Source organism: Saccharopolyspora galaxeae (assembly GCF_016526145.1).
Taxonomy (GTDB): Bacteria; Actinomycetota; Actinomycetes; order Mycobacteriales; family Pseudonocardiaceae; genus Saccharopolyspora_C; species Saccharopolyspora_C galaxeae.
Genome location: NZ_JADDUE010000008.1, coordinates 309,411 through 334,084, shown reverse-complemented (window position 1 = coordinate 334,084; position 24,674 = coordinate 309,411). Strand labels below are relative to the sequence as shown.

The following is a 24,674-nucleotide window of genomic DNA, read 5'->3' as shown; positions in this document are numbered from 1 at the left end:
CGATCGCTGCCGGACGGGCGCGCAGGAAGCGCGTCTTCCGCTGCGCTGCGCCCGGTCGAGCGCCGCGCTGATCCCGGCGGCTAGCCCGTCGGCGAGCTCATGCTTGCGATCAGAGGTCCAGTTCCCGGCGCACCGCTGGGGCGTTCCGCCGGGATACCGGCACCATCGTGCTCTGCTCGTCGTCCATCACCAGCAGCATCTCGCCCTTGAAGCGGCGTTCGACCTCGCGGACGCGGCCGATGTTGACCACGTAGCGGCGGTGCACGCGCAGGAACCCGGCTCCGCCCTGTTCGCTCTCGAGCTTGTCCAAGCTGCCCGAGGCGGCTCGCAGTCGGCCTTGGTCGGTGGTCAGCCACACGTCGTTGCCCTCGGATTCGGCGAAGGAGATCTCCGGGTGGCGCAGCAGCACCAAGCGGCTGTCCCGCATCGCCACGATCCGGGGTGGTGATCCCTGGTTGCCGCCGCCTTCCGCGCGCGGGAGCTGTTCGGCGTCGGACACCCCGAGTTCGACGAGGGTGCCGACGAGGTGTCCGGCGAGGAAGACGGGCCGGATGTTGATCGGTGTGGGTTCGTCGGCGAGGTGGGTGAAGATCTGGGTGGAGCCGACCCAGTCGGGGTTGTGCGCGGCTTGTCCGGCGGCGTAGCGGGCGACCCGGACCAGTTCGGGTAATCCGGGGTTCCAGCGCGCGGCCGGGTCGGTCGCGGGGGTCGAACCCGGCACGCCTAACAGGACGCTCGCGCGATCGTCGGCGATCACCACCTGCCCGGCCGGGTCCAACGCCGCCAACGACACACCCGCCCGGGCACGCGCATGGTTGTAAGCGGCGATCAGCTCGGCGCAGCCGTCCTGGGCGCGCTTGCGCAGGGTCGACCGGGTCCGGGTGGCGGCGTTGGACAACCAAGCGCCCGCCGCGTCGGGAAGTTCGTTGCGCCAGCAGGAGATGTTGAGCGCGGCGATGGGTTCGCTGGTCACCACGTCGCGCACCGCCACGCCCGCGCAGTTCCAGTCGTGGAAGGCCTGGCACCAGTGCTCCGCGCCCCGGACCACCACCGGCGCATGCGACTCCAGCGCGGTGCCCATGCCATTGGTGCCGGTGGAACCCTCCGCCCAGGAGAACCACGGCGCGAGGTTCGCCTGCGCGGCGCGATCGCGGGTGCGCTGATCGCCCCACTCGGCCAATATCCGGCCGGTGGCGTCGGTGACGGTCACGACCCCGCCCGCATTGCTCACTTCGTGGGCCACGGTGGCCGCGCGGAACCCGAGTTCGGCGAAGACCACGTCGTGCTCGAGCGGGTGGTCGACCTCGGCGACCGCGACCGGCGCCTCGGTGATGTTCGGATCGACCCGGTATCGGTCCCGGCAGCGGAGCCAGGAGACGAGCACCTCCGGCCGCACGCCGCGGACGTCGTCCGCACCCCGCACGAAGCGCTCCCACGCCCCGTAGACCGTCGACTTCCCCGGAGTCCGGGAGATCGGTGCGAGCCGGTGCACTTCCGCCATACAAGACCGCCTTTGGTCGCACCGAGCCGACCGGTGGCCCGGATCCCGCGCCGGAGGATGACCACCGCGAGATCGCAAGCTAAGACGCCGAGCGAGGCGAGTGCCAGCAGGCTGGGACAACCGCGCCCGAACCTCGCACGAGCGGTGGCCGAGCGGTGATGAACGGTCCCGGATCGCGCATCAGCGGCGGCGAAGGTCGCGTCGAAGCGACCCCGAGTGCACTGCCCGCCCGCTGCTGGCGCGCGTTGGGCGAGCACCACGCGCGGAAACTCGTAAAAGCGTCCGGGCGGCAGGTTCGTTCAGGGAGTCCGGGCTCGGCAGTAAAACCATTGAAATGCGCGGCGAGCCGGGGCGGTAATTGGTTGTGCCCGGGATTTCCGGCGGTTTTGGCGGCGACTCCCGTCGTTGCGGGCGCGGTACCGCTCGCGAAGTATTCGCCCGCTCATCAGCCGGCGGCGACCGTTCGTCCGTGATCGCCCACCGTTCGTCGTCGATCCGTTGGCACGGCGGAAAACGCACGGCATCCTGTCGTCCGGCATCGAGGGCGAGGACACGCCTTTTTCAACGATAAAGAGGAGATCGCCGGAGTCCCGGCCGGTGCGATGGATCGGTCGCGCAAAGCTCGCATGTCTTGAATCAGTGGCATTCCGAATGCTACATTGTGACTGCTATCACTGATAGATTCTGTGCGGGTACCGCCCTTCGAGCGACGAGGAGGTCGCGATGACCGGGAGAGTGCCACCTCTGGAGATCGTTCCGAGCTGTTCCGGCAGCAACGGGGCCGATTCCCTGGTGGCCACCTCGAGCCGGGTCGCGCGGGCGTGGGAGAGCTTCGCGACGGGCGAGGACGTCGAGCAGGGCGTGCGCCCGGAGATCCTCGCCTCCTGGTACCGCTGCCGGGACCGGTACGAAGTCGACCCCACGCTGCACGTCGCGCCCGACGCCCCCGGTTATAACGACCACCGGCTGGACAACGACGTGATCTTCGCGAAGCTCGGTGGCCTTGGCGCGCTGGCCGGCCGCGAGGTCGAGTTCGACGGCGGTGTCGTGGCGGTGACCGACGGAGCAGGCCGGATCCTGGGCTCCTGGGGCGACCCGAGCACCCGCAAGCGGGCCGAATCGGCCAACATGGCCCCCTGGTCGTCCTGGTCGGAGCAGTGCACCGGCACCAACGGGATGGGCACCTCCTTCGAGGTTTCGGGGCCGGTGACCGTCACCGGACCGGAGCACTGGTGCGAGGGCTTCCACCAGTGGGCCTGCGCGGGCATCTCGATCCGCGACGTGGTCACCGGCTCGCCGGTCGCCGCGATCAACATCTCCCGGTGGAACGCGCCGATGTCCGAGCGGGTCCCGGAATGGCTGACGCAGGCGGCCGCGAGCGTGGAGCAGGAGATCTACCGGCGCGCGCTGTCCGAGTCCAAGAGCGTGCTCGCCGAGTTCAACGCCGAGGCCGCGCAGGACAGCGGCGCGGTCATGGCCATCGATCGCGGCGGCAACGTCGTCGCGGCCAATCACGCGGCCGCCTCGTTGCTGCGGCTGACCACCGGCAGCCCGGTGATCAGCGGTGTGGTCGAGCCTGCCGACCGCTGGCAGCCGGACATCCCGGAGTTCACCGAGGTCGTGCGCTGGGCGACCAGCCGGGCGGTGGAGCGGCCGCAGTGGAGCGGTTACGCCTGGTTGTCGGTGTGCCCGGGCGAGAACCCGATCCCGGTCACGTTGCGCCCCGTGGTAGACGCCAACCACGTGGTGGGCATGTTCTGCGCGTTCGGGATGCAGGAGGGCGAGCCTTACGAGAACACCGCCCAGTCGGCGGCTGTTTCGCTGCCGCGGCGGGTGATCGGCATCCGCAACGACCGGCTGGTGCTGCTGGCGCCCGCGGAGATCCGCTACGCCGAGGCCGATCGCAACATCGTGTGGCTGGGCACCGACCGGGGGCGCATCCAGGCGGCCACTCGCGGCCTGGACAACGTCGAGGAACTGCTGACCCCGCACGGCTTCCGGCGGGTGCACCGGCGCTTCGTGGCCAACCTGCGCCGGGTCGCCGAGCTGGAGCGCGGTGTGAAGGGCGAACTCGTGCTGATCACCGAGCCCCGCTCGCACGAGCTGGTGCCCGTTTCGCGGCGGCACGCACCGGAGATCCGGCGGCTGCTCGGCCTCTGATCCGCTCGTCGCGGTGCCGCCGCCGTTCGTTCACGATCTCTCTCCGGTGGTTGGAGATCGGTTGTCCCACCTCCTTGCGTCGCACAGGCTTTTCCTCGGCAACACCGCATTTGCGCCGACCGCGCAGCGAATTCGGTCCGGACCGTTCCCGTTGAACGACCCGCCGTGCGCGTGGGCGGCCGAGCGGGCCGATGCCGCGGGAACGATTCGCGCGCGGCGTCGGCCGGGAGGTGAGCAACGAGGTGGCCCGGGATGACCGCGCGGACGCGGACGACCTGACGCAGGGCCGGGCGGCGCGCGACAGCGCTTTCCGATGTCCGCTACGCGGTCGATTTCGCCGCGGCCATCGGCGCGGGACGGCCCCCGAACTCCCGCAGTGCGGTTCAGCGCCGTGGGCGAGGTCTTCGCGGGCTTCGCCGGAAGGGTCGTGCGTGCAACGGCGAAGAGCCGGGGGTCGCCGCGCAGGACGGTGGAGTTCTTCTCGAAGGGACTGCGGATGATCAAGTCGCGTGCCGTGGTGGCACCTGGTCGTGGAAAGCCGGTCGAGGTGGTGCCGATCGACGTGCCCGAGCCAGGGCCGGGTGAGGTCCTGGTCCGGGTGCAGGCGTGCGGGGTCTGCCACACCGATCTGCACTACCGCGAGGGCGGGATCAACGACGACTTCCCGTTCCTGCTCGGCCACGAGGCCGCCGGGATCGTCGAGGCCACCGGCCCTGACGTCACCGAGATCGCTGAGGGCGAGTTCGTGGTGCTCAACTGGCGCGCGGTCTGCGGTGAGTGCCGCGCCTGCGCGCGCGGGCGCCCGCAGTACTGCTTCGACACCGGTAACGCCGAGCAGTCCATGACCCTCGAGGACGGCACGCCGCTCTCGCCCGCGCTGGGCATCGGGGCGTTCACCGAGCGCACGCTGGTGCACGCGGGGCAGTGCACGAAGGTCGACCCGGCGGCCCGGCCCGCCGTGGTCTCGCTGCTCGGCTGCGGCGTGATGGCCGGGATCGGCGCGGCGGTCAACACCGGCGGCGTCTCCCGCGGCGACTCGGTGGCCGTGATCGGCTGCGGGGGTGTCGGGGACGGCTCGATCGCGGGTGCCCGGCTGGCCGGGGCGGCTCGGATCATCGCCGTGGACACCGATCCGACGAAGCTGAAGTGGGCTGAGGAATTCGGCGCGACGCACACCGTGAACGCCGCCGAGGGCGACACGGTCTCCGAGATCAAGTCGCTGACCGGTGGCAACGGCGCAGACGTGGTCATCGACGCGGTCGGCCGCCCGGAGACCTACCAGCAGGCGTTCTACGCCCGCGACCTCGCCGGGACCGTCGTGCTCGTCGGGGTTCCCACACCGGACATGGAGCTCAAGCTCCCGTTGCTGGACGTCTTCGGTCGCGGCGGGGCGCTGAAGTCCTCCTGGTACGGCGACTGCCTGCCGAGCCGGGACTTCCCGATGCTCGCCGACCTGTACCAGCAGGGCAGGTTGCCGCTGGAGAAGTTCGTGACCGAGGAGATCGCGCTCGGCGAAGTCGAGGACGCGTTCGCGAAGATGGCGCGCGGCGAGGTGCTGCGCTCGGTGGTGGTGTTCTGATGGCGGCCCGCGTCGACCACACGATCACCTCCGGCACCTTCTCGCTGGACGGGCAGACCTTCGAGGTGGACAACAACGTCTGGGTCATCGGTGACGACGAGGAGTGCGTCGTCGTCGACGCCCCGCACGACGTCGCCGCGATCCGCGAGGTGATCGGCGACCGCCGCGTGCTGGCCGTGCTGGCCACCCACGCGCACGACGACCACGTGCGGGTGGCTCCGCAGCTGACCGAGGCCACCGACTCGCCGCTGCTGCTGAACCCCGACGACCTGGTGCTGTGGCGGCAGATCCACCGCAGCCGGGAACCCGACGGCCCCCTGGCCGACGGCCAGGAGATCCACTTCGCCGGACTCGCGCTGCACGTGCTGCACACCCCCGGGCACGCGCCCGGCGCGGTGTGCTTCGACATTCCGCAGCTGGACGCGGTTCTCACCGGCGACACGCTGTTCGCCGGCGGCCCGGGGGCGACCGGTCGGTCCTATTCGGACTTTGGTGTCATCGTCGAGTCCATCCGGGACAGGCTGTTCGCGCTGCCGGACTCGCGCGTGGTGTATCCCGGTCACGGGGACACCACGACCATCGGCGCTGAGCGCCCGCACCTCGACGAGTGGATCAGCAGGGGGTACTAGCCGGTCGCGCTCGCGATCGCGAGCGCCCGTGGGAGGGACGTGGTCGATGGGATGGACCACTCACCGCGTGCGGGCCTGCAGCCTGCAGGAGCTCCCGCCGGGCACGGCACGCAAGCTGCGCATCGCCTTCCCCGCGATCGCGATCTTCAACGTCGACGGCACCGTGTACGCCTTGGAGGACCTGTGCACGCACGCCTTCGCCGTGCTCAGCGCGGGCCGCTTCGAAGGCATGTCGGTGGAGTGCCCGCTGCACCGCTCGCAGTTCGACGTGCGCACCGGTGACCCGCTCTGCGGCCCCGCGGCGAAACGGCTGCGCACCTACGAAGTGGAGGTGATCGCGGGGGAGATCATCGTGCACATCGAGACCTGGTTCTCCGGCACGTTGGCGTGACCGCGAGGGCGGACGAATTCGCGTGACTTCCGCGCCGCCTTCGCGGGGTGCGGCTAACGCGAGCTGGGCAGCGCCCCATCGCCGTGCTGCTGAGCCGCCGGCTTCCGGACCGACTTCATCAAGGGTTTTCCGTTTCGCCGGAACGCAATCCAGCCGGCCGCCCGCGGCGACGTGCTGATCCGCGAAGCTGTGCTGCGGGCGACTTCGCCCACGGCACACGATGTCGCCGTGGGCGCCGCGGCGGTTTTGCGCCGCACGCCGCCGCGACGACCAGTGCGGGCAGTGCGCACAGGACGGCCAGTGCGCCTCGATAGGAGCCGAAACACTCGCTGCCCAGGGCCAGAACGAGGGGACCGAGCGCGGAAGCGCCGATGACGACCGAATGCACCGCGCCGCGCAGAGCTCCGAGATGCCCCGGGCCGAAGTGATCGGTGAAGACCACGGCCTTCAGCGTGCGCACGCCGCCAGTGCAGGCGCCGAGCGCCAATCCGTACCCGACGGCCGTCCAACCCGGACGGACCCACCCGGCGCCGATCGTGGCGAGTGCGAGGACCGCCATGATGGCGATGACGAGCGCTCGGTCGCTGACGTGATCGGCCAGCCAGCCGACCAGGAAGCTCGCCAGCAATCCCGCGAGCAGCTGCGGAACGAAGTTCGCGGCCGCCTCGGAGCCGCCCAGACCTCGTTCGCCCAGCAAGGAGACCTGGTGGAAGGTCAACGCTGTGGTCACCAGGCTGCATGCGCCCGAACCGCCGATGACGACCCAGAACACCGCGGTCCGGCTCGCTTGCCGAAGCGTCCGGTCGGCGGAGGTCTCCCGGGAGGGCGAAGCGGAGGCGACGCAGTGCGCCGATCCGGCTTGGGTCGTGCTCGACGCGGCCGCGTCGTCCGTGCGCACGCGCCTTGGCATGACGAACAGCGCTGCGGGCACGGTGAGCGCGAGGACGGCGCATCCCTCCAGTTGCCACACGGTGCGCCAGCCGAACTCGCCGATCAGCCGCTCGAGCACCAGGGGCGCCAGCGAGATCGCAGAGCTGCCGACCGCCGAGACCACACCGGTCGCGAAGCCCTTGTGCTGGTGCACGTAGACGGCCACCGCGGTGGTCGCCACGAGGCTCAGCGCTGCCTGCCCGCCGACGCGAATGCCGACGAAAGTCGCGGTCAGTCCGGCGACTTCGGTCACCGCACCGGTCGCCAGCAGGACCGCACCGAAGCAGAACCCGACGGTGGCCATGGCGCGGCGTGGCCCGAAGCGGTCGAGCAACCGCCCCAGCAGCGGCATCAGCAGCGCACCCACCAGCGAGCCGAGCGAATAGGCCGTGGCCACCGCCGATCGCGACACGTGCAGCGACGTGCTCAGCGGGTCGACGAACACCGAGATGGCCGCGGTCTGCGCCGGCGCGGTCATGGCCAACGCCACCGAAGCCGCGGTGATCACCCGCCTGCGGTAGCGCTTGGCGGATTTCCCGGGTTCTGCCCCCTCCTTCCCCGCTGACTTGGACCGGTCGACGGCGATCGGCACGAGAGCTCCTGCACAGGTACGCGCGAACGGGCGCGATCAGGGTTTGAAGAACGAGGAATCGTGGGTCTGCCCGAGCGCCGCTCGTCCGATCGTGGCGAGGACGTGATCGTCGTTGTCATGGCGCGCGTAGAAGGTGAGGTCGCGCAGGATCCGTTCGACCGGGCTCGGACGAACCAGGCTGCGCGCCCCGCAGGCGCGGATGCAGTGGTCGACCGTCTGCAGCGCGAGGTGCTCGACCAAGTGGCGGGCGCGGTTGCCTGCGCGTTGCGCTCCGGTGCGCTGGCCGTCGTCCCAGAGCCGGGCGACGTGGGCCAGCCAGAGGTGAGCGGTTTCGACGTTGACGGCCATGGAGCCGACGCGCTGTTGAATGTAGGGATCGGCGGTTTTGTCCTGCCGGATGAGGTATTCGCGCGCATAGGCGAAGGCGCCTTCGGCGGCGCCGAGGAAGCTCGCCGCGTAGTGCGGGGTGAAGGCGCTCTGCCAGCCCTGGTGCAGATAGGCGCCCGGCGCACCGATGAGGTTCTGCGCGGGCAGGAAAGTCCGGTCGAACTCGACCAGATGGCTCGCGGTGGCACGCATGCCGATCGGGTCCCACCACGAGTCGTCGATGGTCACGGTGGGGTCGGAGAGGTCGCACGCCAGCAGGAGCAGCCCGTCGGCCGGCGCGTCCGCGTGCCGGGCGCCTCCGGGACCTGCGGTGTTCACCAGCAGAATGGCCCAGTCCGCGCCGGTCGCGCTCGTCGCGAACGCCTTGGTGCCGTCCAGGACCCATCCGTCCTCGACGGTGGTGATGCTGGTGCCGAACCGGGTGTTTTCACCGGGCTTTCGGGCTTGCGGCTCCCCGCTCCAGGCGACCCACTTCTCGCCGCGGCGCACGATGCCGTCGAACCAGCGCTGTTGTTGCTGTTCGGTGGCCAGCGCGTGGATGAGCACGAGCGCGTTGGTGTGCCCTTCCCAGCATCGGCCGAGTGAGAGGTCGGCTCTGGCGAGCTCCTTGGTCATCAGCCACAGCGCGAGCGTGTCGCCGTTGAGCGGGCCGAGTCCCAGTCCGCCGTGCTCGCGGGGAACGGTGGCCGCGTTCAGGCCGGCGGTGGCCAGATCGTCGAAGTCCCGGCCGGGGAACGTCGCCGCCCGGTCGTGCTCGTCGGCGCGCTTGGCGCACTCCTCGGCGACTTCGCCGACACGTCCGAGCACGTCGCGGCTTCCAGGGCTGAGTTCGTGCAGCCACGTTGCTTCCAAGGTCCCGTCGAGGTCCACGTGTGGTCCTTCCTGTCGGATGTCGGCCAGTCAGCGGTGCGGGGACCGCCGGGCCTTCCGCGCCGCTCGCAGCAGCGCGCGGGTCTGCTCGGTGGGGATGTGCTGTCCGGTCATGAGGTGGAACTGGCAGCCGGCGTCGGCGAGCAGCACGTCCCACCCGTCGATGACGGCGAGTCCGCGTTCGCGGGCGGCCGCGCTGACCGCGGTCTCCTCCGGGGCGTAGACCATGTCCACGACGACCGCGTCGTCGGGCAGTTCGGCCGGTCGGAACGGCACCCGGCCGGTCACCGGCGTCGCGTGCACGAGAAGCGAATACCCGTCCGCGCGGAACTCGTCCAAGGGCGTGAACTCGAAGCCGAGCAGTTCGGCGACGGCACGGCCGCGACGGGGATCGCGGTTGACCAGCACGGTGTCCGCGCCGCAGCCGGCGAGGGCGAGGGCGGCGGCGCGTCCGGCACCGCCGCAACCGAGCACGGCGGCTTTGCGGCCGGAGACGGGAATGTCGAAGCGGGCCAGGGCAAGGCTGATCGCGGGACTGTTGGACGTGTCGGCGCGCCAGGAATCCCCGTGCGACACCAGCGAGTTCGCCGAACCCGAACTGCGCGCCGCCGCACTGGCGGTGCCTGCGGTGGCGAGCGCTGCCTCCTTGTGCGGTGACACGACGGTGGCCCCGCGCAACGGGAGGCCGAGCTCGCTCAGGCCGGACTCGGCGGCCGCGGCCCAGAAGGGCTCGAATTCCTCCACCTGGAACGGCAAGTACAACGCGGGGATGCCGAGCGCGCGGTAGCCGGCGTTGTGCAGCCGCGGCGAGACCGATGCCAGCACCGAGCGGCCGACGATGCCGCAGACGGTGTTCAGCCGGCGCAGCCGGGGAAAACCGTAGTCCGCGACCAGCTGCTCGACGGTGGGGACTTCGGCGTCGTCGCCGTCCAACCTGCCGAACACGACGGGAGCACCGAGCCAGGGCGCCAGCAGGCGGCTCCAGAACCCGGCGGTTCCGGTCGCGAACGCGGTGACATCCGAACGGCCGAGGTCGGCGAGGAACCGCAGCGGTACCAGCGCCTGCTCGGGCTGCGATGCGGACGTCGTGAGCAGGTAGAGCTCCGCACCGATGGCCGCCATCCGGTCGAAGCGCTCGTGCAGCACGTCGCGCTCCGCGGCGGTTCCATGCCACGAGATGCGGCGCCGTCGCACCGGAATCCGGTCCAGCAGCTCGGGGACCAGGTCGTGCTCGGCTTCCAAGTCGACCACGTCGTAATGCTCGGCCGCGGACAGCAGCCGGGCGTGGCGTTGCTCCGGCGCGACGTCGAGCCCGCCACCTCGGCCGGGGCTGCGGAGGCAGTAAAGCAGACGGGCACCGAAGCGCTCGCGCAATTGGACCGGGTCGGGGTCACCGGCGAGATCAGCACGGACCTCGACCAGGCCCACTTCCTGCCGCGCCGCGTGCGATGCGATGTCCGTGGCAGACGCGGGATCGGTCAGCACTGCGTTGATCAAGGCGTCGTTGGCCTCGAATTTCGAGTCATCGGGTCTCAAATTCGCCTCCCGGTGCGGATGCGGCGGAGTCGGTTTCCGGCGCGTTGCGGTGCACCGCGAGCCGCTCCAACGCGGCTGAACGGTCGTCGGTGCTGGGCGGTGTCGGCTCGCGCGGTGCAACGCTCGCTTCAGGTTCTTGGTCGCCGCCGACGCTTCACGGCGTTGATGACCATGTCGGTGACGAGGAATCCGATCAGGGTGGTGCCGACGACGGGCAGCACCCAGACGAGGATCACGGCAGCGGTCACCAGTGCCAGCAGCGCAGTTTTCGGGTGAGCGCGCCAGATCGGTGGTGGGGCGGGCGGCCACGACGCGCCGCGCGGGCGACGGCTCCACCACATCCGGTAGGCCAGGACGATCAGCACCAGGGTGCCGAGGGCGACCAGGGACACGACGATCTGGTTGGGGATGCCGAACAACGTTCCGTCGTGCGCCCGAACGCCGAGGACGTTGAGCTTGGCCAGCAGCGGGTAGTCGTCGAACGCGAGGCGTTCGGTGACCTGCCCGGTGTAGGGGTGTACCGCGATGCTGTCGCTCTGGACGGGCCAGCCCTCGCCGGTCTCCTCGACGGTGAACACCTCGCCGGGTTCCGAGGGCGCTGTGATGGTCAGTTCTCCGCGCAGGCCGTCGGCACCGGCGGTTTCCAGCACGCGGTCGATGTCGATCCGCGCTGCGCCCGGTGGCGCGGCGACCTTCTCGGATTCGAGGCTCGGTTCGCCGGAATCGAGTGTCGTGAGCAGCTGGTCCACCCGGTCGCCCACGAAATTGGATTGGGAGAACCCGGTAACGGCCAGCGCCGACAGGCCGAGGCTGAGACACAAGCCCAGCCAGCCGTGCAAGCCCCGCAGTCGCGCGTGCTCGCTGGTGGAGCGCCGCGACGAAGTCAGCAATCCGCGAGAGCGTCGTCGGCCGAGCCACAGCACGAGGCCGCCGAGAACGATCAGCGGGACCCAACTGGTCGCGAATTCGGAGTAGAGCCTGCCCGGTGGGCCGAGGTGCAGGTTGCCGTGGGCGTTGCGCAACCACACCTGGGCGGGCGGGCGATCTTTGACCGTTGTGAGTTCACCTTGGACGTGGTCGGTGTACGGGTTGACGTATACGGTTAGGTCTTCTTCGGAGAATTCGTCGATGTCCGGTAGGCCGGGCACCGACAGGACGACGCGGGTGGTGCGGTCCGGCTCAGGAGGCGGGATGACCGCTTTCACGATTCCTTCCGGATGCGCCGCTGCTGCTGCGGCGACTTGGTCCGATGCGGGTCGCGGCGAGCCGGTTCCGGTATCGGCGAACAATTCCTGCCCGTGCACGGTGTTGACGATTTGCGGGGTGAACGCGTTCGCCAGGCCGGTGAGGCACATGATGACCAGAAACGGCGCCACCGCGAGACCTGCCAAGAAGTGCACCCGGCGGGCGAGTGCCGCCGTCCCGGAACGCGGCTTGGCCGCGCCCGTGCGTTCCACGGCATCAACCGAGCCGGTGTGCTGCGATTTCTCCTCTGGAGGGGGTGGCTGGCCGGTGGTGGACGTTGCCATGCGACTCCCAAGGTGTTCGAGATCAGGGGCGCGGAAACGAAGTGGTTTCGGGATTCGCAGAATTCAACGCGTAGTTCGGGAACTTTTCCGCACCCGTTGACCTATTGCTTCGAACAGTCTGAACCGGCGGTTCCGCGAGCATCAACGACCCGCGGACGAAAGGTGTTCGTAGCGTGACCGGCGGACGATGCCATCGAACGGGCGGAGTTGCCGCGCATCGGCGCGAATGTGCGGGAGAATGGCCGGAAGGACGTCGGCGGTGCCGCACCGGTCAGCTTCGAATACTAACCGCGGTTAGCTTTCGGCGGCAACGCCGAGTCGTTTTCGTTTTCCCATCGGCCGCGAGGACCGCTGCAGGCCCAGTCGGGGCGGGGAGTGCCGAGCCGTCCTGAGATCCATGACGGGGCCGGTCGCGCGATGGCAGGCTGGTGGCCGTGACCGACGCCGCTGATCGTGAGCAGGCTGCACCGGGGTGGCTGATGCTCGTCTACCGGGTCCCGCGCGAACCGACCCGGTTGCGCGCGAGCGTGTGGCGGAGGCTGAAGAGCATCGGCGCGGTCTACCTGCAGAACTCGGCCGCCGTGCTGCCCGAGTCGAGCTCCCACGAACGCTCGCTGCGGTCCTTGCGCAAGGACATCGGGGAAATGGGCGGTACCGCCCAGCTGATGCGCTGCGACGTCCTCGCCGGGGCGGCCGAGGTCACCGCGATCTACAACGCCGCGCGCGACGAGGAGTACGAGGAGATCATCGACCGGTGCCGCGGATTCCGGGCCGAGATCGACAAGGAGACCAGCGCGGAGAAGTTCACCTACGCCGAGCTGGAGGAGAACGACGAGGACCTCGCCAAACTCCGGGGCTGGTTCGACAAGGTCCGCCTCCGCGACTCGCTCGGAGCCGACCGCCGGGCCGCGGCCGAGCAGGCACTGCAGGGCTGCGCCGCGGTGCTCGACGTCTTCGCCGATCAGGTCTACCTCGCCGAAGACGGTCGATGACCCTGGGCAACGTCGGCCGACTTGTTCTACGTGACCGCGCTGATCAGCGTCGCGTTCGGTGGCTCCGGGGCCAGCCCGCACGCGCCCGGCGCCGTGTCCGACCGGACCGGCCGATTCCTGCTGGTCGCGGACAAGGGCACCGATCACGTGCACACCTGCTTCCTCGAGCAGGGCCGCGAACCGGTGTCGAGCCATCGGTTTTCGCCGGAACGATCAGATCCCGGTAGAGGTCGGCGTAGTTGTTCCCGGTGCCGTCGGCAGCCCGGGGTGAGCCGTGCGTCCACGAAGTTCCGCGACCCATGCGCTGATCGCAGGAGCGCGCAGCAGCGCGGTTCCGACCAGCAGTGCCCGGTATCCCCGGGCCAGCAGTCCGGCGGCCTCGGCGGGGGAGCCGACCCCGCCTGCGCTCACCGGGAGCGGGGTGCCGGTACGGCGCAGGTCCGGGAGCAGCGCGAGGCTGCGACCGAGGTCGGGCGACCCGCGTTCGCGAGCCTTGATCTCCTTGTTGTTGACCGCGATCACGCACTCCGCCGGGTTGCGGACCGCGTCGATCTCCCCGCGGGTCCGCACCTCCACGAACGGAGTCAGGTTCCGGGCCAGCGCGCCGTCGACGAGCCGGTTCATGGTCGAGGCTGCCAGCAGCGCCGAGGTCAGCAGAACGGCGGACGCACCGAGCTCGCGGGCCCGGTCCAGATGAGCGGTCGTGGTGAGGAAATCCTTTTGCAGCACGGGAAGGCCCGTGCGTGCGGTGACCTCGCGCAGCAGCTCGCACGAGCCGCCGAACCAGCGGCCGGTCACCACGGACAAGCAAGCCGCGCCGGCCAGTTCGTATTCCCGGGCCACCTCGGCGGGAGCGCGGCCGCCCAGCAGCTCGGCACCGCTCGCCGAGCAGGGCTTGATCTCCATGATCAGCGGGATACGAGCGGAAGTCAGTGCGTCGACGAAGGACATGATGCCGCCTCTCGCAACGATCGCCATGCCTGCGCGATCTCCGCGCAGCGCGTTCTGCTGATGCCGCCGCGCTCGTCGCGGACAGCGGTGTCCACGTCCACACCGGCGAACAGCGGATGCTCGGCGATCCGGTGGTGGTCCTCGTCGAGCAGCGCGGTGATGCCGCCGGCCAGGAGGAACGGACGGCGCAGCCGCTCCGCGACGCGCAGGACGAGCGCGGTCGGCGGCCGGCTGCCGGTGCTGCCCAACCGGTCGCGGTCCGGCATGTGGTCGATGAGGAACAAGTCGGCGCCCGCTCGCTCGTAGGCCGGAATCAGCGGCTGTTCCGCGCACTCGGTGTCGTCGACGTGCAGGACCTTGATCACCGTGATCGACGGGTCCGCCTTCACGGCCCGTACCACGGCAGGCTGCTGGAAACCGTGCAGTTGCAGCCAGCGCACCCCGGTTTCGGAGATCGCCGTGCGGAGGGGCTGCACCGCATCGAGGAAAGTCACCAGCACCGGTTGCAGGCCGGACGGCGTGGCGGTTGCCAGCGCGGCGACTTGCCGGGTGGGCACGGCGCCGGGAACGCCGTGCCACAGTCCGACGAGGTTCGCACCGGAGCCCGCGATCCGCTCGACCTCCGGTGCCGACCTCGCTCCGCACACCTTGACCAGCATCAAAGACCGATCGCCGAAGCGATGCGGTTGCGCTGGATCTGCGAGGTGCCGGAGTAGATCGTCCCGCCCACCGCGTCGCGCAACTCCTTCTCCAATCCGAAATCGGTCATGTAGCCGTTGCCGCCGAACAACTGCACGGCGGCCGTGGCCGAGGCGAGGTTCTGCTCGCTCACCACAAGCTTGGTGGCGGCCAGATCCGCGGTGATGTCCTCGCCTGCCACCTCACGCGCGGCGGTGTCGAACAACCACTTCCGCGCCGTGCGCACAACGCGCAGATTCCGTACGCGAGGGAAATGCTTTTCGCTGGTGCTTGTTGAGCAACTACCGGCAAAAGTCCCCGGTGCGTTGGGCACCGGGGACTTCGCGCATTCAGTTGTCGTCAGGCTCGTTGTCACCAGCGGCGGTGCCAGTGGCAGAACCACCGGCCGCGGCCGTGGTCCCGGCCCCAGCCGCCCCAGCGGACGTAGTGACAGTCCCAGTAGTAGCGGTGGCGGGGCGGCCAGCGGTGGTCCCACCTGTGGTTCGCGACGGCCATGATTCGCCCCAGTTCTCTCGATCGGTCGGCAAACCCTGCATTTGCCCAAGCCCCAGGTTGCCGCGTTCGCCGTGATCTCGACCAGAGACTAAATACCAGGTTCTCGTTCTCGGCGACGCGACCATTAAGTTCCTTGCTTCACTGCGGGTGCGGGCGACGAGGCTGGAGGCGATGTCATGGCAGCACAGCGGCAGGGGCGGGAGCGGACGGCGTTCGCGGTGCCCGGGCTGGAGGGCCCGGTCGAGATCGTGGTCGACCGCTGGGGCGTCCCGCACATCTATGCGACCGACACCTACGACACCCGACTCGGCGGCGGCCGCGCTGTTCGAGGTCTGGTACCGGCGTCACCTGCGGCCGGCGCTGCTGGCTCGAGCGCTGCGCCCGCACGTCGGCGCCGGCGACGCCGCGGACGCGGCGACCCGGGTCTCGCCTGCCGAGGACGTGCTCGCCGACGCGCGCGTCGACCTGGAGCTCTTCGAGGCACCGGGTGACCGCCTCGGCCCGGATCCGGAGAAGCGCCTGGCCGAGATCGTCACGTCGACCCTGCCCGCCGCGGTCGCCGACCTCGCCGGGCTGCTCGGCCCGGACCGGGCGAAGTGGAGCTGGGGAAGGCTGCACGTCGCCCGCGCCCGCCATCCGCTGGCCGCGTTGCTGACCGGCGTGCCCGAGGACCTCCTCGCCGCGGGCCCGGCCCCGCGAGGCGGCAGCGGCGACACCGTCTGCGACACCGCCTACGGCCCGGACTTCGTGCAGAGCGCCGGGGCGACTTTCCGCGTCGTCGTCGACGTCGGCCGATGGGACTCGTCGCTGGCGATGAACGCGCCCGGCCAGTCCGGACGCCTGGGCGAGCCGCACACGACCGACCTGTTCGCGCCGTGGAGCCAAGGCGAGGCGTTTCCGCTGCTCTACAGCCGCGAGCGGGTCGAGGAGGCAGCGGAGCAGGTGATCGAGCTGCGCCCGTCGCCCGAAGCGCCCTGATCCTCAGTTGGCCGTGGGCCGCGCGTCGAGAGCGGCCGCCTCGTCGGGAGTGGGGGCGGTGCCGCCGAGGTGGGTGGGCAGCCACCAGCGGTCGTCCTCGCCGGTGGGCTGGTCGGGGTAGTCGGCTTGCAGGTCGTCGAGGATGGTCTGCATCCGCTCGCGGAGGTCCCGCGTGAGAGCGTCGGGATCGTCCTGCGGCCCGGGCCGGAACGGCTCGCCGGCGTGGATGTGGATCGGCACGTGCCGCTTGGTGAGCGTGCGCGGTCGGCCCTTCGTCCACAGCCGGTGGGTGCCCCACAGCGACATCGGCACGACCGGCACCCCCGCGTCGGCGGCCATCCGCACCGCACCGGACTTGATCGGTTTGACGGTGAACGACCTGCTGATGGTCGCTTCCGGGAACACCCCGACGACCTCGCCCGCGCGCAGCCGCCGGACCGCCTCGTCGTACGAAGCCTTGCCCACGGCCCGGTCCACCGGGATGTGGTGCATGCCGCGCATGAGCGGCCCGGCGATCCGGTTGTCGAAGATCTCCTTCTTGGCCATGAACCGCACCAGCCGCTCGGCGGGCTGCGCGCCCAGGCCGCAGAAGATGAAGTCCAGGTAGCTCACGTGATTGCAGGCGATCACCGCGCCGCCGCTGCGCGGGATGTGTTCGGTGCCCGACACGCGCAGCCGGTTGTCCAGGACGCGGAACATGGTCTTTGCCGCGAGCACGACCGGTGGATAGACGATCTCAGCCACGGCGTCAGGTTACGCAACCGTAGGTTCCCGCGCGTCCACCTGCGGCCGCGGTCACACGCCACGGTCGCGCGGATCCGGGATCACCAGCTGCCGCGGCGGTTTCGAGCCTGCGGTCGAAGGCTGCCGGGACGGTGCTCATCGCGGCCCCGGCTGGAGGTCCGGCCGGTTGTTGGAGTCCGGGACGTCGCCGGGCAGGGTGATCGGGTTCGGCGTCGGACCCGGCGTCCACCAGCCCCAGTGGTCCTCCTGGTGCGTGCGGGTGGCGGCGGAGGCGGGCAGCGCGTCCGGCTCGTAGGGGTGCACCTCGTAGAGCGAGCCCCAGTCGTTGCCGAGGTCCCCGCGCAGGTAGGTCGGCAGCTCCGCCATGCTCGTGGCGACGTTGAGGTAGCCGAACTGCCCGCCCGCGTCCGGTGACGACCAGCCCTGCCCGGTGTCGCGCACGTCCCCGCCGCCCGCGACGCGGTAGCGCGGCAGCTCGGCGATGCCGTGGTGGTTCGCGGTGACGTTCAGGCAGGGGTGCACCATCGCCGCGGTCCACTCCACGTACGCGGGGGAGTTGCCGACCACGTCGCTCATCCGGGTCAGGCGCGGCGCCCGCGGTGCGCTGAAGGCCATCCAGCCCTGCTCGCCGAGCGCCTTGTCCTGGCCGACGATCCGCATCCGCGTCGCCCCTTCCGGAGCGGGGACGCGGTGGTCGCGCCAGTGCTTCGCACCGTCCTGGCCGAGCGGCGCGCGGGAGAGGATCTCGAAGCCCTGCGGGGTGTCCCGGCCGAACTCGGCGGTCAGCGAGTTCGGGCCGGAGGTCGTCCCGGCCGAGCTGACCACTACCGGCACGTCCCCGCTGCGCGCGCGGTCCGGCAGCTCGTACCAGGGCGTGCGCAGTTCGCCGGTGTTGGCGGGGGAGCCGTAGCTGCCCCACACCGGCGCCCGGTCGGAGCCGAAGCGGTGCGGCGGAGTCCAGTTCGACTCCCCGGTTTCGATGTTCTTGGTATCCGGAATGCCGTCGCGGCGGAACCCGGTCTCGGTGCCGCGCAGGTACTGCTCGGGCGATTCGTCCTCTTCGGGCGGTGCGCCCGGTGCTGCGGTCGCAGGCTGCCGCGCGGCGGGATCGAGCATCCCGGCGATCGGGTCGTTCTCGACGTAGACGTAGTCCGAGAGCCCGCAGCTGGACCCGGCCAGCTGCCGCACGTTGTCCTTGGCGAGGTTGTAGGTGTCCCAGCGCTCGGGGATGGCCTTCGCCAGCGAAGCGAGCTCCGCCAGCATCAGCAGCGCGCACACGATCGACAGCGGTGCGGTGCCCAGCCGCAGCGCCCGCGTGCGGTCCTCCTCGACCGCGACCGGAGGATTGCGCTCGTCCAGCTTCAGGTGCTCCACCAGCGCCACGACCAGCGCGATCGCGGCGATGACGAGGAACCCGGTGCTGAGCTCGTAGCCCTTGATCGACGGCGGCTTGTCGAACCACGGCACGCCCCAGCCCGAGACGTACCACCAGGCGTTGGTGCCGGTGAAGGTCAGCGCGAGCACCACCATGAGCCCGGCGAAGAACACCGCCCGGTTGCGCCGCGAGCGCAGCACGGTGCTGCTGGCGGCCAGCGCGGTCAATGCCGCGACCGCGCCCCCGACCGCGGCGAAGACCCCGAAGTGGTGGGTGTGCTTGGTCGGCGTCAGCGCCAGCGCCACGAAGTACAGCCCGGCCACGGTCAGCAGCCGGCGGCTCGGCCCGAGCGCGGCCCCGCGGATGGTGCCGCGCCGCAGCAGCACGACCGCGCAGAACGCCAGGCACAGCAACATGAGCAGCACCGGGAACCGGCGGGTGAGCGAGCCGTCGGGGGATTGGCCGAACAGCAGCGTGTAGCGGCCCAGCTCCTCGTACCAGGACTGCGACGGGCCGATGTCGGTACGAACCTGGGTCGCGTCGAGCACGGTGCGCCAGGTCTGGTCGGAGAACGCCGCCACCAGCACGACCAGCCCGGCGGCGGCGATCGGGGCCAGCACCGGTGTCCAGCCGAACCGCTGCGCGCGGCTTCGCACCATGAGCAGCAGCGGTTTCGCCGCCGCCAGGAACGGCAGCACCGCGACCATCCCGTGCGGGTTCACCGCCACCGAGAACGCTGCGATGATCAGCCCGAACGCCGCGGGAGCGAGCTGCCGGGCCGCCACCGCGTACTCCACCGCGCACATCGCCAGCAGCGCGAGCACCACCACGATCGGTTCGGGGCGCAGGCCGTTGTCGTAGGGCAGCCAGCAGGCCAGGAACACCGCGGCCGCCGCCCATCCGGCCGCGCGGCTGCGCCGCACCCGCTGGCCGAGCCGGGGCAGCACGAACCGGCTGATCAGCACCCAGCTCAGCAGTCCCATGCCCAGCGCGGGCAGCCGGATCCACGGCGTGGCGGTGGAGATCTCCACCCAGCGCGCCTGCAACTCGACGAACCAGCCCATCGGCGCGATCGGCCCGGAGAACCAGCGGTAGAAGTCGTTGACGTAGCCCAGCTCGTCGCGGACCCGCGCCATCGTGAGGAAGTAGCCGTCGTCGGAGGTCATCGCCCCGATGAGCCACCACGCCAGCAGCGCAGCCGCCACCGCGGCGTCCCGCCCGGTCAGCCGCCACCGCCCGCGCGATCGGCGGACCGGCTTGCGGCCCGCCAGCGCGTCGATGCGGTGCAGCGCGAACACCGCTCCCGCGGTCCCGAGCACCGCGACCGCCATCGCCGCGATCTTGAGCGGGGTCGGGTGGCTGTCGTAGCGGTCGTCCACCTCGGCGGAGAACGACATCCCGGCGGTGTCGTCGAGCTGACCGTCCACATCGGAGAAGATGCCGGTCAGCTGCGGACGCGCGTCACCGCCGACGTGGGCGAACCGCGCACCTCCGGCCTCGGCGTCGGTCGAGTGCCCGTCCGAATGCACCCCGATCGCGCAGTCGCCCGCGGGCAGCTCGGTGGTGCCGAGCTGCCTGCCCTGCGAGATCAGGCGCAGCTGCCCGTCCTGGACTTCCAGCCGCAGCCCGGTCAGGGTGCCGTACTCGGCTTCGGGCGGGTTCGTGCTCAGCAGCACCGCCGGGCCGGGCGTGCGCGCGTCCAGCCCCTGAGCCGTCGAGCACGGCATGTCCAGGTCCAGCCGGATCGGCTGGTAGGCCGACAGCGGCGCGGAAACCGCCTGCGTGCCCTGCGCGGTCGGCCACTGCAACGTGGTGATCTCGTAGCGCACGGGCAGGAACGGCAACAACACCGCCGCGAGGGCGCCCAGCACCCCGCAAGCCACCGCGAACCACCGCAGGGACCGCGCATTCCGGAACAGTTCGCTCATCGATCGCATCATCGCCGGGGTTCGGGGTCGGGGACCGCGGAGGCCGCGGGAAGATCGGACGCGAGCCTACCCGTGTTGCGTACGGTCGTACGCAACTGCCGGTGCGTAGCGGGCGGCATGTCACGGGAAATCCGTTCCGGCGGGAATCGCCCGGATTCGAGGTGCCGGCTTTGCGCCGAGCGCGCGATTGTCGACCGCACGGCCGCAGTCCTCCAGCGGTGTTCAGCGTTCGGGGCGCACGGCCGCGGCGGTCGCGGCGGCGCAGCCGATGAGGGCGAGTACGACGAGCATGGCGTAGCGCAGTCCGAAGTGGTCGCCGAGCAAGCCCAGCAGCGGCGGGCCGACGAGGAACGCGAGGTAGCCCGCGGTGGCCACCGCGCCGACCCGGGCCGTGGTGTCCCCGTCGCCGTCACCCGCCGCGGACAGCGCCAGCGGGAAACCGAGCGAGGTCCCGAGCCCCCAGAGCACGACTCCGACCACCGCCAGCGACGGGAACGGCGTGCCGATCACCACCGCGAGACCGGCCCCGGCGCACACCGCGCTGCTGCGCACGACCACGGCACGGCTGAACCGGCGCAGCAACCGCCCGCCCGCGAATCGCCCGGCGGTCATGGCCGCGGCGAAAGCGGCGAACAGCAGCGAGCCGCCCGCCGGATCGAAACCGTGCGTGTCGACCATCAGCAGCGGAAGCCAGTCGTTCGCGGCGCCCTCGGCCAGCGCCATGCCCAGCACCACGCAGCCGAGCAGCGCCATGCGGCGCTGCTTCCACAGCCTGAGCTGGTCGCGCACGGCGCTGCCGCCCCCGTGCTCGACGGGGCGCCGGGACACGGCGAACCCGGCGGGAATCGACGGGGCGGAGACGGCCACGATCCCCGCACCCACCACGGCCGCGGCGAGCAAGTGCCACAACACATCGACGCCTGCGCGGGTGAACACCAGCCCGAGCACCGAGCCTGCGACGGTTCCGGCGCTGAAAGTGCCGTGCAGCTGCGGCATCAGCGGTCTGCCGGCGATCCGTTCGATCTCGGCGCCCTCGATGTTGGTGGCGATCTCGAACGAACCCATGCCGAGCCCGAACAGCAGCAGCCCGCCGAACGCGCCGGAGGGCAGCTGCAGCGCCGTGCTGCCGCCGAGCGCGGCGAGCCCGGTGACGACCAACGCGGCGCCACCGGTGATCACCGCCTTGGTGCCGAACCGCCGCACCAGCGCTCCGGCCGAGAGGATGCCGGTCATCGAACCCGCCGACAGCCCGAACAGCACCAGCCCCATTTGCGCGGTCGAGGCGTGCAACGACTCCCGGATCGCCGGGGTGCGGGTGACCCAGGACGCCAGCGATATCCCGACGAAGCAGAACACCGCCTGCAACGCGCGGCGGCGGGCTGCAGTGGACGAGCCGCAGGCGAGCTGCCCGGCGGGAGCGAAGTGGTCCGGCATGATTCCGTTCCGTGAGAACTGCGATTTCGCTGGCGAGGTCGGCCGATGTGTACGACCGTACGCTAGATGCGTACGATCGTACCTATAGGCTGTCGAGGTGATGTTCCCGTCCGCGGCGTCGCGTGCGACCGTGTTCGGCCACGGTGTGCGGCGAATCGGCGACGGAGGTGACCGAACCCATGGGCAGAGCCCGGCGCTTCGATCCGGATCGGCGCACGCGGATCATCGATGCGGCGCTGGCGACCATCGCCGAGGACGGCGTGGCGGGCACCTCGCACCGCAAGGTCGCCGCCCGCGCGGACGTCCCGCTGGGTTCGATGACCTACCACTTCGCCGACAGGGAGGAGTTGCTGCGGGCGGCCTTCTCCCGGTTCTGCGCCACGATCAGCGGCCGGTTCGAGGACCGGCTCACCGCCGCGCGCGGACCGGAGGAGGCGCGCGAGGCCGTCGTCGGCATCATCCACGAAGACGTCTTCGCCACCCGTGACGACCTGGTGCTCACCCACGAGCTCTACGCGTTGGCCGCGCGCGAACCCGCCTACCGCGATCTGGTCGCGGACTGGATGAGCCACAGCCACAAAGCGCTGCGCAGGCACTTCGGCGCGCACGTCGCCAGGGAGATCGATGCGCTCATCGAAGGGCTCACGATCCACCGGTCCTTCGGGACCCGCGCCTACGATCGCGGACTCACCCGCGACGCCCTCCGCAGGATCACCTCGCCCCCGGAAGCTCCGGGCTGACGCCGGCTGCGACTCCTCGGTTCTGCGAAGCGTGCTGCGCGGCTCCGCCGATTTCGTGGTCGTGATCTTCGCGGCACGTTAGCCTGATGTCTTCGATCTTCGGATGGCGATCTTCGGACGGCAGGGGGCTCGGCGGTGACCCGGAACGACTTCGAAGGCTCAGCGGACGCGGTGGTGCAGGCCGGGCACGTCGAGGGCGGGATCCACTTCTCGCTGCCGTCGCGGCCCGCGCCGCATCCGCCCAGGCAGATTCGCCCGGCGACGCGCAACTACACGAACAACGAGCGCCAGCTCCGCGAGATCACCGAGGCCGCGCGGTTCACCGGCGAGCCGGGCGGCGAAGCGCCGCGCTTAATCGTGCTCCGCGGTGCGGCCGGTGGCGGCAAGAGCGAGACCGCGTTCCAGTGGGCCGGCGAGCACCACGAGGATTTCCCGGACGGCCATTTCTACGCGCGGTTGTCCGGGGCGGCGGGGGAGTCCGGTTCGGAAAGCGAGTGCCTGCGCGATTTCCTCATCGCGGTCGGCTACGCGGTGAACGAGATCCCGGAGACCTTGCAGGGGCGCGCGAACTACTTCCGGTCCTGGAGCACGGGCAAGCGCGTGGCGGTCGTCGTCGACGACGCCGTCACCGCCGCGCAGGTCCGCTGGTTGCTGCCGGGACTGGGGCGCTCGGTCGTGCTGGTCACCGAGGCGGGCCCGCTGGCGGCGCTGCGCGCGCGGGAGAAGCCCGCGTTCGTCGAACTCGATCCGATGAGCCCGGAGTCGGCGCGGCTGCTGCTGCGGCGGATCCTGGACGAGGACGATCCGCGGCCGCAACGGGAACCCGAGCAGCTCGACGCGCTCGTGCAGCGGTGCGAGGGATCGACGCTGGCGTTGTGCGTGGCGGGAGCGCTGCTGGCGCAGCGCCCGACGCGCCCGATCGACTGGCTCGTGCGCGAACTGTCCGATCAGGACCGCCGATTGGCCGTGCTGTCCCGCGATGAGTCCCTGTCGGTGACCGCGGTGCTGAACACCGCGGCCGATCGCCTCGACGAGCGAACGCGCCGGCTTTACACCGCGTTCGGCGACCATCCCGGTTCCGGTGACGTCAGCGTGGCCGCGCTCGTTGCGGCGCTGGAAGAAGGCGAGGACGACGTCCGGGAGGGTTTGGACCGGCTGTTGGACGCGAGGCTGGTGCAGCAGAGCGCGCCGGATCGGTTCTTCGTGGACGGACTGGTGCGCGCCCACGCGCGCCGGTACCACCGCGATCCCGGGGCGTCCTCGCGGTTCGTCCAGTTCTATGTGGACGGTGCGATCCCGGCGGGCAACGCCGTCATGCCGCAGCGCGGATGGCTGCAGCGGATTTGGCCGGACCTCCGACTGGGCAGCGTGCCGCCGGATCCGGAGGCGTGGCTGGCGGCCGAGCGCGTCAACATCCGCGCAGTGGCCGAACTGCTGCGGGACGGCGGCGATGAGCGGGTGGGCCCGCTGGCGGTCGCGGTGTGGCCGTTCCACGAGCGGGCCAAGCACCTCGATGACATGGATGCGGTCAACGACTGCGCGGTCGTCGTCGAGGAAAGCCGGGATCACGACGCGAATCGGCTCGTGGCCGGACTCGCGCTGGTGCAACGCGGATTCGCCTTCCGCCACCGCGGTGAGCGCGACAAGGCCGCCGAAATGTTCGCCCGTGCCAACGAGATGGCGTCCGAACACGGCGAGCACGACCTGGCGGCCACGGCCGTCGAATCGCTCGGGCTGGTCCGGCGGGAGCAAGGCGACCGCGCCGCGGCGCACGAGCTGCTGCTGCGGAACCTCGCCATGGCCCGGGAAATCGACGACGCGCGCCGGACGGCCCTGGCGAAGATGCATCTCGGGTCGGTGGAGTCGCCGGAAGCCGCCGTGGGGTTGCTGGACGACGCGATCGAAGCGTTCCGGTCGCTGCCGCGCCCTGACCTGCACAACGAGCACAAGTCGTTGCTGTGGCGAGGGATTCGGCGTGTGGAGTTGCAGCGTCCGGACGAGGCGCGCACCGATCTCACCGCAGCGTTGCGGCACATGACCGAGGAGAACCGGCACTTCGAGATCGCGCAGGCGCACGCCGCGCTCGCCCGGTGCGCCATCGCCGCCGGTGCCATGGACGAGGCGCGCGAGCACTTCACGCGCTCGGCGTCGATCTACCGCACGTGGGGTTTCTTGGACCAGGCCGAACAGGTGCAGGCGGAGCTGGACCGGAGCTGACCGCCCCTTGCCGACCG

The 24,674-nt window shown here is 70.7% G+C and carries 20 protein-coding genes; 8 read left to right on the top strand and 12 right to left on the bottom strand.

Features of this window, described 5'->3' with window-relative positions:
- Positions 1 to 109 precede the first annotated feature (109 nt).
- Positions 110 to 1,501 carry a DNA-binding protein gene (locus tag INP57_RS20090; RefSeq protein ID WP_200071813.1) on the bottom strand — a complete coding sequence of 464 codons (1,392 nt, stop codon included), beginning with the start codon at positions 1,499 to 1,501 and terminating at the stop codon, positions 110 to 112.
- A 723-nt stretch (positions 1,502 to 2,224) separates the two neighbouring features.
- On the opposite strand from INP57_RS20090, the gene INP57_RS20085 reads away from it, so the two are divergent.
- The 4 genes from INP57_RS20085 to INP57_RS20070 all read left to right on the top strand — a co-directional run bounded on the left by INP57_RS20085 (position 2,225) and on the right by INP57_RS20070 (position 6,260).
- On the top strand, positions 2,225 to 3,661 hold the full coding sequence (locus INP57_RS20085; protein ID WP_200071812.1) for a DNA-binding protein: 1,437 nt from the start codon (positions 2,225 to 2,227) through the stop codon (positions 3,659 to 3,661).
- A gap of 496 nt (positions 3,662 to 4,157) precedes the next feature.
- Positions 4,158 to 5,240, top strand: a complete 1,083-nt coding sequence (locus INP57_RS20080) for an S-(hydroxymethyl)mycothiol dehydrogenase (protein ID WP_200071811.1) — start codon at positions 4,158 to 4,160, stop codon at positions 5,238 to 5,240.
- Positions 5,240 to 5,869, top strand: a complete 630-nt coding sequence (locus INP57_RS20075; RefSeq protein WP_200071810.1) for an MBL fold metallo-hydrolase — start codon at positions 5,240 to 5,242, stop codon at positions 5,867 to 5,869. The genes INP57_RS20080 and INP57_RS20075 overlap by 1 nt, the downstream gene beginning before the upstream one ends.
- A 46-nt stretch (positions 5,870 to 5,915) precedes the next feature.
- Complete coding sequence (locus INP57_RS20070; protein ID WP_200071809.1) at positions 5,916 to 6,260, top strand: non-heme iron oxygenase ferredoxin subunit; 345 nt, start codon at positions 5,916 to 5,918, stop codon at positions 6,258 to 6,260.
- A 118-nt stretch (positions 6,261 to 6,378) separates the two neighbouring features.
- On the opposite strand, the gene INP57_RS20065 is transcribed toward INP57_RS20070, so the two are convergent.
- The 4 genes from INP57_RS20065 to INP57_RS20050 form a co-directional block, all read right to left on the bottom strand.
- Complete coding sequence (locus tag INP57_RS20065) at positions 6,379 to 7,782, bottom strand: MFS transporter (protein WP_200071808.1); 1,404 nt, start codon at positions 7,780 to 7,782, stop codon at positions 6,379 to 6,381.
- A gap of 36 nt (positions 7,783 to 7,818) precedes the next feature.
- Positions 7,819 to 9,039 carry an acyl-CoA dehydrogenase family protein gene (locus INP57_RS20060; protein WP_200071807.1) on the bottom strand — a complete coding sequence of 407 codons (1,221 nt, stop codon included), beginning with the start codon at positions 9,037 to 9,039 and terminating at the stop codon, positions 7,819 to 7,821.
- A gap of 30 nt (positions 9,040 to 9,069) precedes the next feature.
- Positions 9,070 to 10,575, bottom strand: coding sequence for a bifunctional type I 3-dehydroquinate dehydratase/shikimate dehydrogenase (locus tag INP57_RS20055; RefSeq protein WP_200071806.1), 1,506 nt, complete (start codon positions 10,573 to 10,575; stop codon positions 9,070 to 9,072).
- Between the two features lie 128 nt (positions 10,576 to 10,703).
- Positions 10,704 to 12,104: a PepSY-associated TM helix domain-containing protein gene (locus INP57_RS20050; RefSeq protein ID WP_200071805.1), complete on the bottom strand. Its 1,401-nt coding sequence runs from the start codon at positions 12,102 to 12,104 to the stop codon at positions 10,704 to 10,706.
- Positions 12,105 to 12,538: 434 nt separating this feature from the next.
- Between INP57_RS20050 and INP57_RS20045 the strand changes: the two genes are divergently transcribed.
- Positions 12,539 to 13,096 (top strand): Chromate resistance protein ChrB, encoded by a 558-nt coding sequence (locus INP57_RS20045; RefSeq protein WP_200071804.1) that lies wholly within the window; start codon positions 12,539 to 12,541, stop codon positions 13,094 to 13,096.
- Between the two features lie 213 nt (positions 13,097 to 13,309).
- Here INP57_RS20045 and INP57_RS20040 read toward each other — a convergent pair whose 3' ends face one another.
- The 4 genes from INP57_RS20040 to INP57_RS29720 form a co-directional block, all read right to left on the bottom strand.
- Entirely contained in the window at positions 13,310 to 14,047 is a 738-nt protein-coding gene (locus INP57_RS20040) for a beta/alpha barrel domain-containing protein (protein WP_200071803.1), read from the bottom strand.
- A complete protein-coding gene (locus INP57_RS20035; RefSeq protein ID WP_200071802.1) occupies positions 14,026 to 14,706 on the bottom strand; it encodes a phosphoribosylanthranilate isomerase in 681 nt (226 codons plus the stop codon). Before INP57_RS20035 ends, INP57_RS20040 begins: the two co-directional genes overlap by 22 nt.
- Positions 14,706 to 14,972, bottom strand: coding sequence for an acyl-CoA dehydrogenase family protein (locus tag INP57_RS29725; RefSeq protein ID WP_307850183.1), 267 nt, complete (start codon positions 14,970 to 14,972; stop codon positions 14,706 to 14,708). Before INP57_RS29725 ends, INP57_RS20035 begins: the two co-directional genes overlap by 1 nt.
- Positions 14,973 to 15,097: 125 nt before the next feature.
- A complete protein-coding gene (locus tag INP57_RS29720) occupies positions 15,098 to 15,241 on the bottom strand; it encodes a hypothetical protein (RefSeq protein WP_233627903.1) in 144 nt (47 codons plus the stop codon).
- A gap of 279 nt (positions 15,242 to 15,520) precedes the next feature.
- Here INP57_RS29720 and INP57_RS20025 point away from each other — a divergent pair, with 279 nt between their 5' ends.
- On the top strand, positions 15,521 to 16,219 hold the full coding sequence (locus INP57_RS20025; RefSeq protein WP_233627902.1) for a penicillin acylase family protein: 699 nt from the start codon (positions 15,521 to 15,523) through the stop codon (positions 16,217 to 16,219).
- Between the two features lie 3 nt (positions 16,220 to 16,222).
- Here INP57_RS20025 and INP57_RS20020 read toward each other — a convergent pair whose 3' ends face one another.
- From INP57_RS20020 to INP57_RS20010, 3 genes are all read right to left on the bottom strand, one after another.
- Positions 16,223 to 16,963 carry a lysophospholipid acyltransferase family protein gene (locus INP57_RS20020; RefSeq protein WP_200071801.1) on the bottom strand — a complete coding sequence of 247 codons (741 nt, stop codon included), beginning with the start codon at positions 16,961 to 16,963 and terminating at the stop codon, positions 16,223 to 16,225.
- Between the two features lie 135 nt (positions 16,964 to 17,098).
- Positions 17,099 to 20,266 (bottom strand): arabinosyltransferase domain-containing protein, encoded by a 3,168-nt coding sequence (locus INP57_RS20015; RefSeq protein WP_233627901.1) that lies wholly within the window; start codon positions 20,264 to 20,266, stop codon positions 17,099 to 17,101.
- Positions 20,267 to 20,488: 222 nt separating this feature from the next.
- The gene (locus INP57_RS20010) at positions 20,489 to 21,700 is read right to left on the bottom strand and encodes an MFS transporter (protein ID WP_200071799.1); all 1,212 of its coding nucleotides are present in this window, start codon (positions 21,698 to 21,700) and stop codon (positions 20,489 to 20,491) included.
- Positions 21,701 to 21,879: 179 nt separating this feature from the next.
- Here INP57_RS20010 and INP57_RS20005 point away from each other — a divergent pair, with 179 nt between their 5' ends.
- Positions 21,880 to 22,440 (top strand): TetR/AcrR family transcriptional regulator, encoded by a 561-nt coding sequence (locus INP57_RS20005; protein ID WP_200071798.1) that lies wholly within the window; start codon positions 21,880 to 21,882, stop codon positions 22,438 to 22,440.
- A 135-nt stretch (positions 22,441 to 22,575) separates the two neighbouring features.
- On the top strand, positions 22,576 to 24,657 hold the full coding sequence (locus tag INP57_RS20000) for a tetratricopeptide repeat protein (protein ID WP_200071797.1): 2,082 nt from the start codon (positions 22,576 to 22,578) through the stop codon (positions 24,655 to 24,657).
- Positions 24,658 to 24,674 lie beyond the last annotated feature (17 nt).

Excerpts from the sequence above, each read along its gene's own strand:
- INP57_RS20090 (WP_200071813.1), bottom strand. The coding sequence starts at position 1,501 with ATGGCGGAAGTGCACCGGCTCGCACCGATCTCCCGGACTCCGGGGAAG.
- INP57_RS20085 (WP_200071812.1), top strand. The coding sequence starts at position 2,225 with ATGACCGGGAGAGTGCCACCTCTGGAGATCGTTCCGAGCTGTTCCGGC.
- INP57_RS20080 (WP_200071811.1), top strand. The coding sequence starts at position 4,158 with ATGATCAAGTCGCGTGCCGTGGTGGCACCTGGTCGTGGAAAGCCGGTC.
- INP57_RS20075 (WP_200071810.1), top strand. The coding sequence starts at position 5,240 with ATGGCGGCCCGCGTCGACCACACGATCACCTCCGGCACCTTCTCGCTG.
- INP57_RS20070 (WP_200071809.1), top strand. The coding sequence starts at position 5,916 with ATGGGATGGACCACTCACCGCGTGCGGGCCTGCAGCCTGCAGGAGCTC.
- INP57_RS20050 (WP_200071805.1), bottom strand. The coding sequence starts at position 12,104 with ATGGCAACGTCCACCACCGGCCAGCCACCCCCTCCAGAGGAGAAATCG.
- INP57_RS20040 (WP_200071803.1), bottom strand. The coding sequence starts at position 14,047 with ATGTCCTTCGTCGACGCACTGACTTCCGCTCGTATCCCGCTGATCATG.
- INP57_RS20035 (WP_200071802.1), bottom strand. The coding sequence starts at position 14,706 with ATGCTGGTCAAGGTGTGCGGAGCGAGGTCGGCACCGGAGGTCGAGCGG.
- INP57_RS29720 (WP_233627903.1), bottom strand. The coding sequence starts at position 15,241 with ATGGCCGTCGCGAACCACAGGTGGGACCACCGCTGGCCGCCCCGCCAC.
- INP57_RS20025 (WP_233627902.1), top strand. The coding sequence starts at position 15,521 with ATGCGACCGACACCTACGACACCCGACTCGGCGGCGGCCGCGCTGTTC.
- INP57_RS20015 (WP_233627901.1), bottom strand. The coding sequence starts at position 20,266 with ATGAGCGAACTGTTCCGGAATGCGCGGTCCCTGCGGTGGTTCGCGGTG.
- INP57_RS20010 (WP_200071799.1), bottom strand. The coding sequence starts at position 21,700 with ATGCCGGACCACTTCGCTCCCGCCGGGCAGCTCGCCTGCGGCTCGTCC.
- INP57_RS20005 (WP_200071798.1), top strand. The coding sequence starts at position 21,880 with ATGGGCAGAGCCCGGCGCTTCGATCCGGATCGGCGCACGCGGATCATC.